Annotated in this window: 13 protein-coding genes; 5 read left to right on the top strand and 8 right to left on the bottom strand. The window is 69.0% G+C overall.

The window, feature by feature from the left end; translation table 11 throughout:
• Positions 1-23 precede the first annotated feature (23 nt).
• The 7 genes from FB600_RS01295 to FB600_RS01265 form a co-directional block, all read right to left on the bottom strand.
• Positions 24-323 carry a gamma-butyrobetaine hydroxylase-like domain-containing protein gene (locus tag FB600_RS01295; RefSeq protein WP_145756104.1) on the bottom strand — a complete coding sequence of 100 codons (300 nt, stop codon included), beginning with the start codon at positions 321-323 and terminating at the stop codon, positions 24-26.
• Complete coding sequence (locus FB600_RS01290) at positions 320-1,336, bottom strand: HEAT repeat domain-containing protein (protein WP_145756103.1); 1,017 nt, start codon at positions 1,334-1,336, stop codon at positions 320-322. Before FB600_RS01290 ends, FB600_RS01295 begins: the two co-directional genes overlap by 4 nt.
• Positions 1,337-1,379: 43 nt before the next feature.
• Positions 1,380-1,625 carry a ferredoxin family protein gene (locus FB600_RS01285; RefSeq protein WP_013690428.1) on the bottom strand — a complete coding sequence of 82 codons (246 nt, stop codon included), beginning with the start codon at positions 1,623-1,625 and terminating at the stop codon, positions 1,380-1,382.
• Positions 1,626-1,636: 11 nt separating this feature from the next.
• Complete coding sequence (locus FB600_RS01280; RefSeq protein WP_145756102.1) at positions 1,637-3,445, bottom strand: fumarate reductase/succinate dehydrogenase flavoprotein subunit; 1,809 nt, start codon at positions 3,443-3,445, stop codon at positions 1,637-1,639.
• Positions 3,445-4,212, bottom strand: coding sequence for a GntR family transcriptional regulator (locus tag FB600_RS01275; RefSeq protein ID WP_145756101.1), 768 nt, complete (start codon positions 4,210-4,212; stop codon positions 3,445-3,447). The genes FB600_RS01280 and FB600_RS01275 overlap by 1 nt, the downstream gene beginning before the upstream one ends.
• A gap of 146 nt (positions 4,213-4,358) precedes the next feature.
• Positions 4,359-5,750 carry an LLM class flavin-dependent oxidoreductase gene (locus FB600_RS01270; protein ID WP_145756100.1) on the bottom strand — a complete coding sequence of 464 codons (1,392 nt, stop codon included), beginning with the start codon at positions 5,748-5,750 and terminating at the stop codon, positions 4,359-4,361.
• A 142-nt stretch (positions 5,751-5,892) separates the two neighbouring features.
• Positions 5,893-7,164 carry an NAD(P)/FAD-dependent oxidoreductase gene (locus FB600_RS01265; protein WP_186467839.1) on the bottom strand — a complete coding sequence of 424 codons (1,272 nt, stop codon included), beginning with the start codon at positions 7,162-7,164 and terminating at the stop codon, positions 5,893-5,895.
• Between the two features lie 184 nt (positions 7,165-7,348).
• Between FB600_RS01265 and FB600_RS01260 the strand changes: the two genes are divergently transcribed.
• A complete protein-coding gene (locus FB600_RS01260; protein WP_145756098.1) occupies positions 7,349-8,335 on the top strand; it encodes an alpha/beta fold hydrolase in 987 nt (328 codons plus the stop codon).
• Between the two features lie 79 nt (positions 8,336-8,414).
• Here FB600_RS01260 and FB600_RS01255 read toward each other — a convergent pair whose 3' ends face one another.
• A complete protein-coding gene (locus tag FB600_RS01255) occupies positions 8,415-9,233 on the bottom strand; it encodes a class II aldolase/adducin family protein (RefSeq protein ID WP_013690416.1) in 819 nt (272 codons plus the stop codon).
• A 301-nt stretch (positions 9,234-9,534) separates the two neighbouring features.
• On the opposite strand from FB600_RS01255, the gene FB600_RS01250 reads away from it, so the two are divergent.
• From FB600_RS01250 to pabB, 4 genes are all read left to right on the top strand, one after another.
• Positions 9,535-10,866 carry an MFS transporter gene (locus FB600_RS01250; protein ID WP_096751236.1) on the top strand — a complete coding sequence of 444 codons (1,332 nt, stop codon included), beginning with the start codon at positions 9,535-9,537 and terminating at the stop codon, positions 10,864-10,866.
• 25 nt (positions 10,867-10,891) lie between these two features.
• Positions 10,892-11,803: a LysR substrate-binding domain-containing protein gene (locus tag FB600_RS01245; protein ID WP_145756097.1), complete on the top strand. Its 912-nt coding sequence runs from the start codon at positions 10,892-10,894 to the stop codon at positions 11,801-11,803.
• Between the two features lie 673 nt (positions 11,804-12,476).
• Positions 12,477-13,028: a VOC family protein gene (locus FB600_RS01240; RefSeq protein WP_096751234.1), complete on the top strand. Its 552-nt coding sequence runs from the start codon at positions 12,477-12,479 to the stop codon at positions 13,026-13,028.
• A 150-nt stretch (positions 13,029-13,178) separates the two neighbouring features.
• Positions 13,179-14,747, top strand: coding sequence for an aminodeoxychorismate synthase component I (gene pabB / locus FB600_RS01235; protein ID WP_186467838.1), 1,569 nt, complete (start codon positions 13,179-13,181; stop codon positions 14,745-14,747).
• Positions 14,748-14,795 lie beyond the last annotated feature (48 nt).

Raw genomic sequence — 14,795 nt, 5'->3', positions numbered from 1 at the left:
GTCCGGGTGCGGCGTCGGCTGGTTCAGGCCGTCGCGGCGTCGGCGGCCAGCGCCGCCAGGTAGGGCCAGGGGAAGATACCGCGATCGTGGCCATCGTCGAACACCAGTTGCACGCCGTAGCCGATCGGCTCGATGGCCGTCAGCCTGAGGTTCGGTGCCGCCTTGGGCGGCGTGCCGGCCAGCCGGGCGGCGCGGCAGCCGGCACAAGGGCAGGCCTCGCGCAAGGCGGCATGGCCCAGCCGGCCGCGGGTGCCGTCCTGCCAGACCAGGCTCAGCGTGCGCGTCGCCGCATCGCTGCGCAATTCGCTCGGCATGGCATTCATGGCCGGGCTTGCTCGATCTGCCGGATCGCGATCCTCACCGCCTTGCGCACCTCGGGGTCGCCATCCTCCAGCGCGGCGCCCAGCGCTTCCAGCCAGGCCGGATCGCGCAGCTCGCCGAGCGCCAGCGCGGCTTCCTTGCGCAGGTTGCTGATCGCGTGCGTGAGCAGCGCGGCGATGCCGGCGCCGGCCGAGCGCTCGCCGATCAAGCCGAGCGCGCGCGTCGCGCGCAGGCGAACCTGCCAGTAGGGATCCTCGAGCGCGGCGCCCAGCGCGGCCACGGCGGCGGCCGCGCGCAGCTTGCCGAGCGTGGTCGCCGCTTCCTCGCGAACCTGCCAGGCCGGATCGCCCAGCGCCGCCAGCAGGGCCTCGACCACCGGCCCGGCATCGCGCTGGTCGCCGCTGAAGCCGAGCGCGCCCGCCGCGGCGCGGCGCACCTCGGCCCGCGTATCGCCGGTCGCGAGCACGGCGATGGCGGGCAGCGCGCGCGGGTCCTTGAGCCAGCCCAGCACCGCCACCGCTTCCAGCCGCAACTCGGCGTCGTCCGAATCGAGCGCGGCCAGCGCCGGCTCGTAGGCATCGGCGTGGCGCAGCTCGCGCAGGGCGCGCAGCACGGCGCGCGCCACGAAGGGTTCGGGCCGGCCGGCCCAGCGGCGCAGCGTGTCGCCGGAAGCCGGGTCCTTCAGCTCCGACAGGCTTTGCGCGGCGGCCTCGCGCACGCCGGCATCGGCGTCGAGCAGGGCCGCGCACAGCGCCTCGATCGCCCCGGGCTGCTCCCAGGCGGCCAGCGCCAGGGCCGCCTCGCGGCGCACCGCGGCGTCGGCGTCATGGCCGAGCAGGGCGAGGAAGGCCGGCACCAGCTCGGGATCGCCGAGATCGGCCAGCTCGAACACGGCGATGCGGCGCACGGCCGGGTCGGGATCGGCGGCGCGCGCCAGCAGCGGCCGCGCGGCGGGATCGACACCGGCGGCCAGCGCCGGCAGGTCGGTGGGGTGGATCGGGGGCATGTCGGTCATCGGTCTTGCGGGGGCGAGGGAGCGTGGAGGTGGCGGGCCGCGTTCAGCGCAGCAGGTACGGGATCTCGACCTTGACGGCGCCGGTCGGGCAATCGCGTTCGCAGGGCATGCAGTACCAGCACTCGTCGAACTGCATGTAGGCCTTGCCCTTCGAGGTGTCGATCGCCAGCAGGTCGAGCGGGCAGACGTCGACGCAGACGGTGCAGCCCTTCTCGGCGATGCACAGCGCCTCGTCGATGGTCACGGGGGCGCTGCTGCGCTGGAGGATGTCGTGCGGGGTGGTCGGCATGGTCGGGGTTCTCAGCTGAGGGCGGGGGCGGCGTGAGCGTCGGCGCCGGCGGTTGCGTTGGCGGTTGCGTTGGCGGTGGCGTTAGCGGTGGCGTTAGCGGTGGCGCGCTCGCGGATCCGCAACTGCGAATACGCGCCCAGCTCCGCGTCGGAGACCGGCACCACGTAAGGCTCGACGGCGCGCTTCTCGCTTCTCATGCGGCCCTGGTCGTCGCGGCTCAGGTGCGTGTGGCAGAACCAGTCGCGGTCGTTGCGCTCGGGGAAATCGACGCGATGGTGATAGAGGCCCCAGCGGCTCTCGGTGCGGAATAGCGAGGCGCGCGCGGCCATCTCGGCGCAATCGCGGATCGCCCGCACCTCGGCCGCGCGCATCAGCTCGTGCGGGTGCGTGGCCTTGATCGCCTCGATGTCGGCGCCGATTTCCTCGAAGCGCTGCAGGCCGATCTCCATCTTGCGCGTGACCTTGGGCGGCTGCAGGTAGTCGTTCACTATGCGGCGCAGCTTGTACTCGACCTGGTTCGGCGCGAGGCCGTGCTCGCGATGCAGCGGCGCCAGCACACGCTCGCGCTCGGCCGCCACCTGTTCCTGGTCGAGCGGCGCCAGCTCGCGCCCGGCGATGTCCTCGGCCGCGTGCTCGCCCGCGAACCAGCCGTAGGTGAAGGCGCCGAGCATGTAGTTGTGCGGCACGGCGGCCATGTCGCCGGCGGCGTAGAGGCCCGGCACGGTGGTGCGCGCATGCTCGTCCACATACACGCCCGAGGCGCTGTGGCCGCTGCAGAAACCGATCTCGGAGATATGCATCTCCACCATCTGATGACGGTAGTCGGTACCGCGCCCTTCATGGAAACGGCCGCGGCTGGGCCGCTCGTTGGTGTGCAGGATCTGCTCGATGTTGCGGATGGTTTCCTCGGCCAGGTGGTCGAGCTTCAGGAACACCGGGCCGCGCCCGCTCTGCAGTTCCTGGTAGAACTCCCACATCATCTGGCCGCTCCAGTAGTCGCACTCGATGAAGCGCTCGCCCTGGCCGTTGGCGGTGAAGCCGCCCAGCGGCCCGGTCACGTAGGCGCAGGCCGGGCCGTTGTAGTCCTTGATCAGCGGATTGATCTGGAAGCACTCCAGGTTGGCCAGCGCGGCGCCGGCGTGATAGGCCATCGCGTAGCCGTCGCCGGCGTTGGTCGGGTTCTCGTAGGTGCCCATCAGGTAGCCCGAGGCGGGCAGGCCGAGCCGCCCGGCCGCGCCGCAGCAGAGGATCACGGCCTTGGCGCGGATCACCTGGAACTGCGCGGTGCGGCAGTCGAAGCCCAGCACGCCGGCGGCGCGCCCCTGCGCGTCGGTCAGCACGCGGGTGGCGACCACGCGGTTGGTGATCGCGATGCGCGCGCGCTTCAACTGCCGGTAGAGGATCTTCTTGATGTCGTGGCCCTCGGGCATCGGCAGCACGTAGGCGCCCATGTGATGGACCTTCTTGACCGCGTAGTCGCCGTTGCCGTCCTTCTCGAACTTCACGCCCCAGCGATCGAGCTGCTCGATGGTGGTGTAGCTGTGCTTCGCGTAGGCATGCACGGCCGATTGATCGACGATGCCGTCGTTGGCGATGGTGATCTCGCGCGTGTACTGCTCGGGCGTGGCGTGGCCGGGGATCACGGCATTGTTCAGGCCGTCCATGCCCATCGAGATCGCGCCGCTGCGCTTGACGCCGGCCTTCTCCAGCAGCAGCACGCGCAGCGCCGGGTTGCGTTCCTTGGCCTTGATCGCGGCCATCGGGCCGGCGGTGCCGCCGCCCACCACCACCAGGTCGTAGTCGAGCACTTGGGTATTCATCACGAGGTCCTCCGGTGTTCATGCGGTTTCCTGCGATCGACGCGCAGCCGGTACTGGAAGGCGTCGCCGCGGAAATACAGGTGTTCGTAATCGATCGGCGCGCCGGCCTCGTCGTGCGTCAGGCGCTCGATGCGCAGCACCGGGCTGCCGTCTTCCACGCGCAGCGCCTCGACGATGTCGTCGTCGGCGAGGATCGCGTCGATCGACAGGTCGGCATGACCGAGCGGCACGCCGCAGTCGTTCTCCAGGATCAGGAAGATGTCGCGCGTGACGAGGTCGGCGCCGGCCAGGCGCTTGCCGAGCGCCTCCGGCACCCAGGTGATCTCGAGCGAGACCGGCTCGCGGTTGAGCAGGCGCACGCGGTGGATCTCGGCCACGCTGGCGCCCTCGGGCAGGTTCAGCCTGGCGGCCACGTGGCGATCGGCCTTGACGATGCCGAAGCTGCGCAGCTGGTTCACGATCTCGTAGCCCATCGACGACATCGCCTCGGCGAAGCCCTGCAGCGAGGCGACGTTCTGGAACGCCTTCGGCTTCGACACGAAGGTGCCCTTGCCGTGCAGGCGGAACACCAGGCCTTCCTTCTGCAGATCGCCGAGCGCCTGGCGCACGGTAATGCGGCTCACGCCGTACATCGCGCACAGTTCGCTTTCGGAAGGCATGCGGCTGTGGGGCGGGTAGCTGCCGTCGAGGATGCGCGCGCGCAGCGTGTCCTTGATCTGTTCGTAGAGCGGTTGCGGGGACAGCGGCACCAGGTTGGTTTTCGACATGGTCAACTTGTCATGACAAGACATGACGAGTGTAGGGAGCGTCGAATCCCCGCCAAACCAATCAATTCAGATATCGATTCCCGGTTTGGCGGGGGTGGTGCTCGAGCAGTGGAATCGCGCTTATCGCGTCGGAGGGAGGGCCGGCATCAACGCGCGGCGGCGGCTTCGGGCTGCGGGCGATAAGCCGCGCCCGCATGGGATGCCGGCAGCGTGGCCGCGCCGCCGAACAGCTTCTCGCGCAGCGTGCCCTCGGCATAGGCGGTCTTGTAGCGGCCGCGCGCCTGCAGCTCGGGGATCACCAGCTCGATGAAATCCTCGTAGCTCTCCGGCGTAACCGTGCGCGCCAGGTTGAAGCCGTCGATATCGGTCTCGTCGATCCAGCCGATCAGCGCGTCGGCCACCTGCGAGGCGTCGCCGACGATGGTCGCGTAGCGCCCGCCCAGCGCCATCTGGCCGAGCAGGTCGCGCACCGTGAAATCGGGCCGGCCGTCGGTGACGCGCTGCACCGAGGATTCGATGCCGCGCGGTTTTTTCGTGCCGTCGGGCGCGATCACGTCGTCGAGATCGAAGCGCGAATAATCGATGCCGCTGCCGGCCGCGAAATGCGCGAGGCCGGCCTCGGGGCTGGCGTGGCGCGCGTACTCGGCGAACTTCTCGCGCGCCTCGGCCTCGGTGCGCCCGACGATCACCGTCACGCCCATGAAGATCTTCAGGCCGGCCGGATCGCGCCCGGCCTCGGCCGCCTGGCGGCGCAGCTCGGCCACCAGCTTGCGCGTGCCGGCGCGGCTGCCGCTCGACACGAACACGCATTCGGCATGGCGCGCCGCGAACTGCTGGCCGCGCCCCGAGGAGCCGGCCTGGAACAGCACCGGCGTGCGCTGCGGCGAGGGTTCGGCGAGGTGGTAGCCGTCGACCTCGTAGAAGCGGCCGCGATGGCGGATGCGGTGCACCTTGGCCGGATCGGCGAACACGCGCGCCTCGCGGTCGCGGCGCACCGCGCCGTCTTCCCAGCTGCCTTCCCACAGCTTGTAGGCCACTTCCAGGTACTCGTCGGCGCGGTCGTAGCGTTCGTCGTGCTCGATCTGGCCGGCCAGGCCCATCGCGCGCGCCGCGCTGTCGAGGTAGCCCGTCACGATGTTCCAGCCGATCCGGCCGCCGCTCAGGTGGTCGAGCGTCGAGAAGCGCCGGGCCAGCAGGTAGGGCGCCTCGTAGGTCAGGTTCACGGTGATGCCGAAGCCGAGGTGCTGCGTGGCGGCGGCCATCGCCGAGACCAGCATCATCGGGTCGTTGACGGGCAACTGGATCGACTCGCGCAGCGTCAGGTCGAGCGACTGGCCATAGACGTCGTAGACGCCGACGATATCGGCGATGAACAGCCCGTCGAACAGGCCGCGTTCGAGCAGGCGGGCGAGGTCGGTCCAGTAGGCGAGCGAGCGGTAGTCGGTGGAACGATCGCGCGGATGCGTCCACAGACCATGGTTGATGTGGCCGACGCAGTTCATGTTGAACGCGTTCAGGCGGATCGGCTTTCCTGTCATCGTCGAGGGGCGCGCCCGGGCGGGTTGGTCGAAACCAGCTAGGCTCGCATGGCGCGCGCGCGTTCCCAACCAAGGAATCCGGATTTGCTTCGCAGCGATTCGACGATAGCAGCCTCGGCGCGGGTGTGGCTGCGCTCGCGCTTCAGCGCCAGCGCGCCGCCGAGAACGGCGCCAGATCGATCGAGGGGCGCTCGCCGGACAGCAGTTGCGCGACCAGGCGGCCGGTCGGCGCGCCGGCGGTCAGGCCGATATGGCCATGGCCGAAGGCGTACACGGCGTTCTCGAAGCGCGCGGCGCGGCCGATCACCGGCAGGGAATCGGGCGTGCTGGGGCGGCGGCCCATCCAGCGCAGCTCGGCCTGCCCGGCCGCCTGCTCGGGGGCCGCGCCCAGCGCCGGGTACATGCGCCGCAACTGGCGCGCCAGCAGCGTGCAGCGGCGCCAGTCGGGCGGCGCGTCGAGCCCGGCGAACTCCACCGTGCCGGCGCAGCGCACGCGCCCGGCCATCGGCGTGCTGAAGATCTTCGCCTCGGACCACAGCGTCGGGATGCGCGGGCCGGCCGCCGCTTGCGGCACCTCCAGGTGGTAGCCGCGCTCGGTGTCGAGCATCACGCGATCGCCGAGCCGGGCCGCGAGGCGCGCCGACCACGCGCCCAGCGCCACCACCGCGCCCCTCACCTCGAAGGTGCCGGCGCTGGTGGCGATGCCGGTGAGCCGGGCGCCGTTGTCGATCACGCCGAGCACCTGCGCGTCGACGATTCTGCCGCCGCGTGCGAGCAGGTCGCGCTTGAGGCCCTCGACGAAGACGCCGGGGTCGCTCAGGTGCCCGGTTTCGCGGATCAGCCGCGCGCGCAGGAAGCCCTCGGCAAGATCGGGCTCCAGCTCGCGCAGCGCCGCGCGCGGCACCTCCTCGACGGCGATGCCGTTCGCGTCCCGCAGGGACATCGCGTAGGCATCGCCGGCATGGCCTTGCTCGCTGGTGTAGGCGACCAGGTGGCCGCGTTGCTCGAACAGTTCGCCCAGCCCGGCTTCGGCGGCCAGCGCGCGGTAGGCCTCGACGCTGCCGGCGATCAGCCTGCGCAGGGCGCCGGCCTGGGCGGCCACGCGCTCGGGCGAGCCTGCCGCCACGAAGCGCGCGAGCCAGGGCAGCAGGCGCGGCAGGTAGCGCCAGCGCAGCACCAGCGGGCCTTCCGGATCGAGCAGCCAATGCGGCACGTGGCGCAGCACGCCAGGCATCGCGACCGGCACGATCGAGGAGCCGTTCAGGCAGCCGGCATTGCCGAACGAGGCGGCCTCGCGCGGGTCGCCGCGATCGATCAGCAGCACCTCGTGGCCGGCGCGGCGCAGGTAGGCGGCGGCACAGCTGCCGATGATGCCGCCGCCGAGCACGGCGACGGGAAGCGAGGAGGCGGACATGCGCGGAAAAACCGATGAGGAAACGAGCCGGCGGCCATCGTGACATGACAAAAAGCTGACGGCCAGCATCGGCCAGAATCTGCCGGCTTCGGGCGACTGCGGCGGGCTTCGGCCGGCCCGGCCCCGGGTGGGCGCGAGCGATGACATACTGGGCGCCCGTCCCCGTTTCCCAAGGAGTGTGCGCGTGAGCGATCTCATTCATCGCGAGCTGAGTGTCGACGGCGTTCGCCTTCATCTGGTCGAACAAGGCGAGGGCCCGGCCGTCCTGCTCTGCCATGGCTACCCCGAATGCTGGTATTCCTGGCGCCACCAGTTGCCGGCGCTGGCCGCGGCCGGCTACCGGGCGATCGCGCTCGACATGCGCGGCTACGGCGAGAGCGACAGCCCGCCCGGGATCGAGGACTACACGGTGCTGCGCCTGGTCGGCGACCTGGTGGGCGTGCTCGATGCGCTGGGCATCGAATCGGCGGCGGTGGCCGGGCACGACTGGGGCGCGGTGGTGGCCTGGCATGCCGCGCTGCTGCGCGCCGATCGCTTTCCGGCCGTGATCGCGCTGAGCGTGCCCTTCATCCCGCGCGGCCAGGTCAGCACCTCGCGCAAGCTGCCGGAGACGGAGCACGAGGTGTTCTACCAGCTCTATTTCCAGGAGCCCGGCGTGGCCGAGGCCGACTACGAGCGCGACACGCGCGGCTACCTGCGCGGCCTGCTGTTCGCCACCAGCGGGGACATGCCGCCGCCGGCCGAGGGCGAGCCGCCGCGCCGGCCGGGCATGGTGCCGCGCACGGGCCGGCTGCCGTATTCGGGGCCGGCGGTGCTGCCGGCCTGGCTCGGCGAGGCGGATGTCGACGTCTACACGGCCGCCTTCGCGCGCAACGGCTTTCGCGGCCCGCTGAACTGGTACCGCAATATCGAGCGCAACTGGCAGACGCTGGCTGCCTTCGAGGGGCGCAAGGTGGAGGTGCCGGCGCTCTATATCGCCGGTGAGCGCGATCTGGTGCTGGCCTTCAAGGGCAATTCGGCCTTGCTGGAGGCGCAGGCGCGGTGGGTGCCGCGCCTGGCGCGCACGGTGCGCCTGCCTGGTTGCGGGCACTGGACCCAGCAGGAGCGGCCCGCCGAGGTCAATCGCGAGATGCTGGCCTTCCTGGGCGAGGTGGGCTGGGGGCGGGGTTGAGCCTGGGCTTGGCGATGCCCGGCGCGCGCCTGTTCACGGCATGAAGCGCGAAACGGCGGCGCCGGGCATGCCGCTGGTTTCATAGCGCAATCGCCTCGGCATAGGCGCGCAGGTCGGCATGCTCGCGCAGCAGTTGCTCGTACAGGCCCTGGAAGCCCAGCCAGGCCACGTAATCGGAAGCGAGATGGCGGCGGATGCCGCGTGCCTCCTCGTCGCCCAGCACCTCGATCGGGCCGGCCGCCTCGGCCAGCAACTGCACCTGCGCGCAGCGCTCCATCGCGATGAAGCGGTAGACGGCCGAATCCACGCTCGAGCCGATCGTCAGCAGCCCGTGGTTGAGCAGGATCGCGGCCTTGCAATCGCCCATGGCTTGCGCGATGCGGCGGCCCTCGTCGGTGGCGAGCACCACCACGTCGCCGCGAAACACCACGTGGTTCTCGAAGAACAGGCAGGCTTCCTGGTTGATCGGCGCGAGCAGCCGCTCGCGCGCGGCGAAGGCGCGGCCGTAGGTGGTATGCGTGTGCACGGCGGCCACCGCCGAGGCGATGGTGCCGTGGATGCCGCAATGGATCGCCACCGCGGCCGCGTTGACGGGGCCGTCGCCGTGATGGACCCGGCCGTCGTCGTCGATGCAGATCAGGTCGTCGGGATGGACCGTCGAGAAATGCTGCGCGTAGCGGTTGACCCAATAACGATCGTGATGCTCGGGGTCGCGTGCCGTGACGTGGCCGGCGATGCCCTCGGTCAGCCCGAAGCGCGCCAGCAATCGATACGCGGCGGCCAGCTTGAGCTTGCGGTGGCGGCGCTCGGCCTCGATCGTCGAATAGGCATGAGGAACCGGCAGGGCGCCGCCGATCGGGGTGGGGATCTGGTAGTCGTTCGGGTCCGCTGCTGTCATGCGAGGCCTTCGGGTAATGGGGAGGATGGGGCGGCGGGCGTCACAGGCCCTCGATGGATGCATTCTCCGGCGCCGCGCTCGCCAGCGTAAAGCGACGATTGGGCAAGCGCGTGTGAGCTTTTTTCACAGGCGCCGGCGCATCATGCCGAAGCGTCACAGGCTGGTGACTTTTCGTGGATTGCCATGGAAATTCGGCCGGTGCTAAATGACATCGACGCGGCAGGGCCAGCCCCGAGCCGCGCGACGCGCCCGCTCCCGGCGTGCGCCCGTCTGCCCACCGACCCAGCCACCGGACCCGCCCATGGCCGCTACCCACGACACGCAGCCCGCGCTGCCGCCCGACCTGATGAAACGCATCGCGTGGCGGATCGGCCCGCTGATGGTGCTGATGTACGTCGCCAACCAGCTCGATCGCGCCAACGTCGGCTACGCGGCGCTGACCATGAACGCCGAGCTCGGCATGAGCGCGGCGCAATACGGGCTGTCGGCCAGCCTGTTCTTCCTCGGCTACATCCTCTGCGAGGTGCCGAGCAACCTGTTCATGCATCGCTACGGCGCGCGCCGCTGGATGACGCGCATCCTGCTGAGCTGGGGCCTGCTGTCCTCGCTCACCAGCTTCGTGCCGAACGCGCACTGGCTCTACGCGGCACGCTTCCTGCTCGGCGCCTTCGAGGCCGGGCTCTATCCGGGCATGGTCTATTACCTGACCTTGTGGATGCCGGCGCGCAACCGCGTCTGGATGATGTCGCTGTTCACCATGTCGATCCCGCTCACGGGCATGCTCGGCGCGCCCGTGTCGACCTGGATCATGGAGCACGCGAGCGTGTTCGGCATCACCGGCTGGCGCGCCATGATCCTGCTGGAGGGCGTGCCGGCGATGCTGCTCGGCGTGGTGGCCTGGTTCTGGCTGCCCGACGGCCCGCATGCCTGGCGCGGGCTCGGCGAGGCCGACCACGCTCGCCTGCGCACGGCACTGGCCGCCGAACAGGAAAGCGCGGCCGCAGCGGTGCAGCCCGACAGCGCGCGCAAGGCGCTCGGCAATCCGAAGGTCTGGGCGCTGGGCCTGGTCTATTTCGGCATCAACTCGGGAATTATCGGACTCCTGTATTTCCTCCCCCAGGTGGTGAAGACCTTCAGCGGCAGCGCTCACCTCTCGCTCACGCGGATCGGCCTGATCTCGGCCGTGCCGTTCGCGGTGGCGGTGGTGGGCGTGCTGGCCTGGGGCCGCCTGGTATCGCGCCGGCGCGTGCATGCCGGCCATGTGGCGGGGCCCTTGATGCTGTCGGCGGTGACGCTGGCCAGCGCGCTGTACCTGGCCTCGCCGCTGGCGACGGTGGCCGTGCTCGCGGTCGGCACCACCGCCTGCTTCTGCAGCATCTCGACCTTCTGGCAGTTGCCGACGCGCATCCTCACCGATCGCGCGGCGGCGGCCGGCATCGCGCTGATCACCAGCATCGGCGTGTCCTCGGGCTTCCTGATGCCGTATTTCATCGGCTGGGTGCGCGACACGACCGGCACCTTCCGGCTCGCCTTCATCGCCATCGCGGTGGCGATGACGATCGGCTCGGCGCTGGCCATCGTGCTCGATCGACCGAAGCAGCGCGCCTTCGAAGCAAGCATGGCGCTAAAATGAGGCTCGATTTTCCGGAGGACGAGCCGTGTCGCTGCGTCGAGGCATTCCCAGTCTGACCGCCTTGCAGGCCTTCGAGGCATCGGCGCGGCACCAGAGTTTCTCGAAGGCCGCCGCCGAGCTGCAGCTCACGCATGGCGCGATCTGCAAGAAGGTCAACGAGCTGGAGGCCAGCCTCGGCGTGGAGCTGTTCCGGCGGGTCAGCCAGCGGCTGGTGCTGACCGAGGCCGGCGCCGATTATGCCCACCGTATCCGCCTGCATCTCGAGCAGATCCGCCAGGACACCCAGCAGTTGCTCGCGCAAGGCGAGCGCTCCACGCTTCGCGTGGCGGTGGGCGTGACCTTCGGCGCGCAATGGCTGGTGCCGCGGCTGCCGCGCTTTCACGCGCGCCACGCCAATATCCAGCTACGCCTGACCGGCCGCGATCAGGCGACCTATTTCCAGGATCTCAATTTCGACGCCGCGATCCACTTCGAGAAGACCTTGTTGCCGGGCCTGGCCGGCCGCGTGCTGATCGCCGACGACGAACTCTGGATCGTGGCCGCGCCGGGCCGCGTCGAGGCCGACCCGGCCCGGATCGCCGCGATGCCGTGGATTCATGCGCGCGACCTGCCCGGCGCCTGGATGAACTGGGCCGAGGCCGCCGCGATGCCGCGCGCCGAGCCGCATGGCGGCGATCATTTCTTCGACTTCTTCATCATGGCGATCCAGGCCGCCGTGGCCGGGCTCGGGCTGGCCTTGCTGCCGCGCCTGCTGATCGAAACGGAGCTGAGGGACGGGCGGCTGGTGCGCGTGGGCGATTACGCGACGGTCAATGCCCAGAAAACCTATCTGCTGTATCCGGAGCAGAAACAGGATTCGGCGCCGCTCGTCACGTTCGCCGGCTGGCTCGAAGAGGAAATGGCGGGATATCGTGCCTCGCGGGATGCCGCTCGGTAGTTGAGCGCGACTCATTGTGTTATGAGTCGATGTCGACGATATTAAGCAGGGAAACGCAGTTTCCATTCCCGAATGGAGACAATCGGTATCAATCGGTGGAATAACAAAACATCCTCAAACAAGCTCAAGAAAATCTGAATAATTCTTAGCGCGAACTCTCGCCATTTATTTCAATTCCGCTACTGAAAATTCTTGTAATCGCGCTGGACAAACTTGCGAGGCCCGGCCGGCAAGGTCTTGGCGCCCGACTGCGCGGCTTGCCGCGGTACGGCAAAATAAAGCGGACGCCTCTCCCAAACACACGCGCTCGTTTGCATAATCGATTCGATCGAATCGATTGTATTGACAGTTCGAATTTGTCACTGTTGAATGCGTCGCTAACGAAAATATGAGAGGGCAAACCATGGTCGCGATGCATTCATTTCGTCCGTATCACGCGGACTGAGGTGGCATTGGAAAACCGCGCCGTGATTGCGTCGCGCATGCACTCGCCGATCCGATTGTTCGGAACGGCGCGCGAACCTGGCCTTGCGCGCGGCGCCTTTTCCCGCGATCCCATCCATTCCCCTGCCAGTCATCCGCCCGCATTGCCGTGGCCGGCCTATCTAGCCGACCACGGCATGCGCTCGTACGCGCCGATCAGGCGCGCTTCCGTTTCGCAGGACGCATTCCTATGAACGCAGGTATTCCCCACGCAATCCGTGCCGCCGATCCGGGCGAGCCGTCCGGTTCCAAGACCGCGGACGCAAGCGTTTCCTTCCAGCGCATCGACCATATCGCGCTCGCGGTGAAAGATCTCGAGGAGGGCGTGCGGCTGTTCCGCGACGTGCTCGGTTTCGAGCTGAAGCAGCGCCGTCACATCAAGGGCGCGCGTACCGGCATGGTATCCGCCGAAATGGAGCTGAACGGCATCCGTTTCGTGCTGTGCCAGGGCACCGAGCCCGAATCGCAGGTCTCGAAGCTGGTCGAGCATTACGGCGTCGGCATCGCGCACGTCGCGATGGAGGTCGAGGATGTGGAGGCGGCCGTCGATTCGCTGAAGGCCCGCGGGCTCGGCTTCGACACCAAGGTGATCCAGGGCAGCGGCCTGACCCAGGCATTTTCCTCGCGCTGCCCGAATACCGGCATGAGCTTCGAGCTGATCCATCGCTCCGGCGAGGAAGGCTTTCTCGAGGGCAACGTGCAGGACCTGTTCGACCAGCTCGAGCAATCCGGCAAGTACTGAGCGGCCTGGCCGCGTCGTCGTTTCAAGGATTTCCGTTCTGTTCGCGTCGATGCCCGACGACGCGACGCGGCATGCTGCCGTGTCGCCGCGGATCGCATGCGTGAAGGGAACGCGTCTTCAGTCACCGGCATGTCGAAAGGAATTTCCATCATGGGTCGCTTCCAGATTCAGTGGCGGGCGCTGGACCTGCGCGCGGATGCCTTGCAGGCTTTTCGCGGCGTGTTCCTGGGCTCGCCGGGCACGTTCATGTTCGAGAGCAGCGTGGTGGTACCGGGCTTCTCGCGCTTCAGCTTCATGGGCGACGCGCATGGCCCCTCGGGCGAGATCCTCACCTACGATCTGCACGCGCGGCGGCTCACGATCGCGCGTGAAGGCCGAAGCGAGACGATCGAGGTGGAAAGCCTGTTTGCCTGGCTCAACACGCAGTTGATCGAGCGAAGGATCGAAGCGCCGCCCGAACTGCCCTTCGACTTCAACCTCGGCTACGCGGGCGTGTTCGGCTACGAGCTGAAGGGCGAGACCGGCGGCTCACTGGCCTGGCGTTCCGATACGCACGATGCGGCCTTCGTGTTCGCGACTCGCCTGGTGGCGATCGACCATCTCGAAGGCAAGACCTGGCTGCTGCATCTGGTCGACGGCGATGCCGCCCGTGCACGTGCCGAGGCCTGGTTCGACACGGTCGAGGCGGTCCTGAGCGCGCCGGCCGACGCCGGCGGCGCGGTGGCTTCCGCCCAGGCCGGCGCACCGCGCAGGAAACTCTCGCTGGCCGAGGTGGAAGCCTGGATCGCCCGGCACGCCGAGATACGCCACGACCGGCCCAGCTATATCGCCAAGATCCGCGAGGCGCTGACCGAGATCGTCAACGGCGAGAGCTACGAGATCTGCCTCACCAACCTGGTCAGCTTCCCGTTCGAGGGTTCCCCCTTCGCGCTCTATCGCGCGATGCGCGAGCTGTCGCCGGCGCCGCATGCGGCCTATTTCGATATCGGCGATTTCTCGCACGTCGGCTCCTCGCCCGAGCGCTTCCTGTGCGTGGACCGCCACGGTCACGCCGAGGCGAAGCCGATCAAGGGCACGCGTCCGCGCGGGCGCACGCCCGAGGAGGATCAGGCGCTGATCGACGACCTGCTGGCGAGCGAGAAGGACCGCGCCGAGAACCTGATGATCGTCGACCTGCTGCGCAACGATCTCGGCCAGGTCAGCCGGCTCGGCTCGGTGCACGTGCCGAAGCTGTTCGACGTCGAGACCTATTCCCATGTGCATCAGCTGGTGTCGACCATTCGCGGCACGCTGAAGGCGGAGGTGTCGGGCCTCGAATGCCTGCGCGCCGCGTTCCCGGGCGGGTCGATGACCGGCGCGCCCAAGAAACGGACCATGGAGATCATCGATCGCCTCGAAGAAGGGCCGCGCGGCATCTACTCGGGTGCGTTGGGCTGGCTTGGACTGTCGGGGGCGTGCGATTTCAACATCGTGATCCGCTCGGTGACGATCCAGGGCGGCCGGGCGAGGCTGGGCGTGGGCGGCGCGATCACGGCGCTGTCCGATCCCGTCGAGGAATTCGACGAAACCATCGTGAAGGCACGCGGCGTGATCGAGGCGGTCGAGCGGCTCGCGGCGCTGGAGCGCGCCGAAGCGGAGCAGGCGCCGCCGCCGGACCTGTCATGCGCGATGGCGCAGGCCGAAGCCCCGCGCGCGGCGGCCGGCGCGACGACGATGTAAGGGCGTGCCTGGCGCACGTCATCGAGAACAAGCAATCCGCGAACCGGC

It is taken from the genome of Burkholderia sp. SJZ089, from assembly GCF_007828315.1.
Taxonomy (GTDB): Bacteria; Pseudomonadota; Gammaproteobacteria; order Burkholderiales; family Burkholderiaceae; genus Burkholderia; species Burkholderia gladioli.
This window is presented reverse-complemented; position numbering and strand designations above follow the sequence as displayed.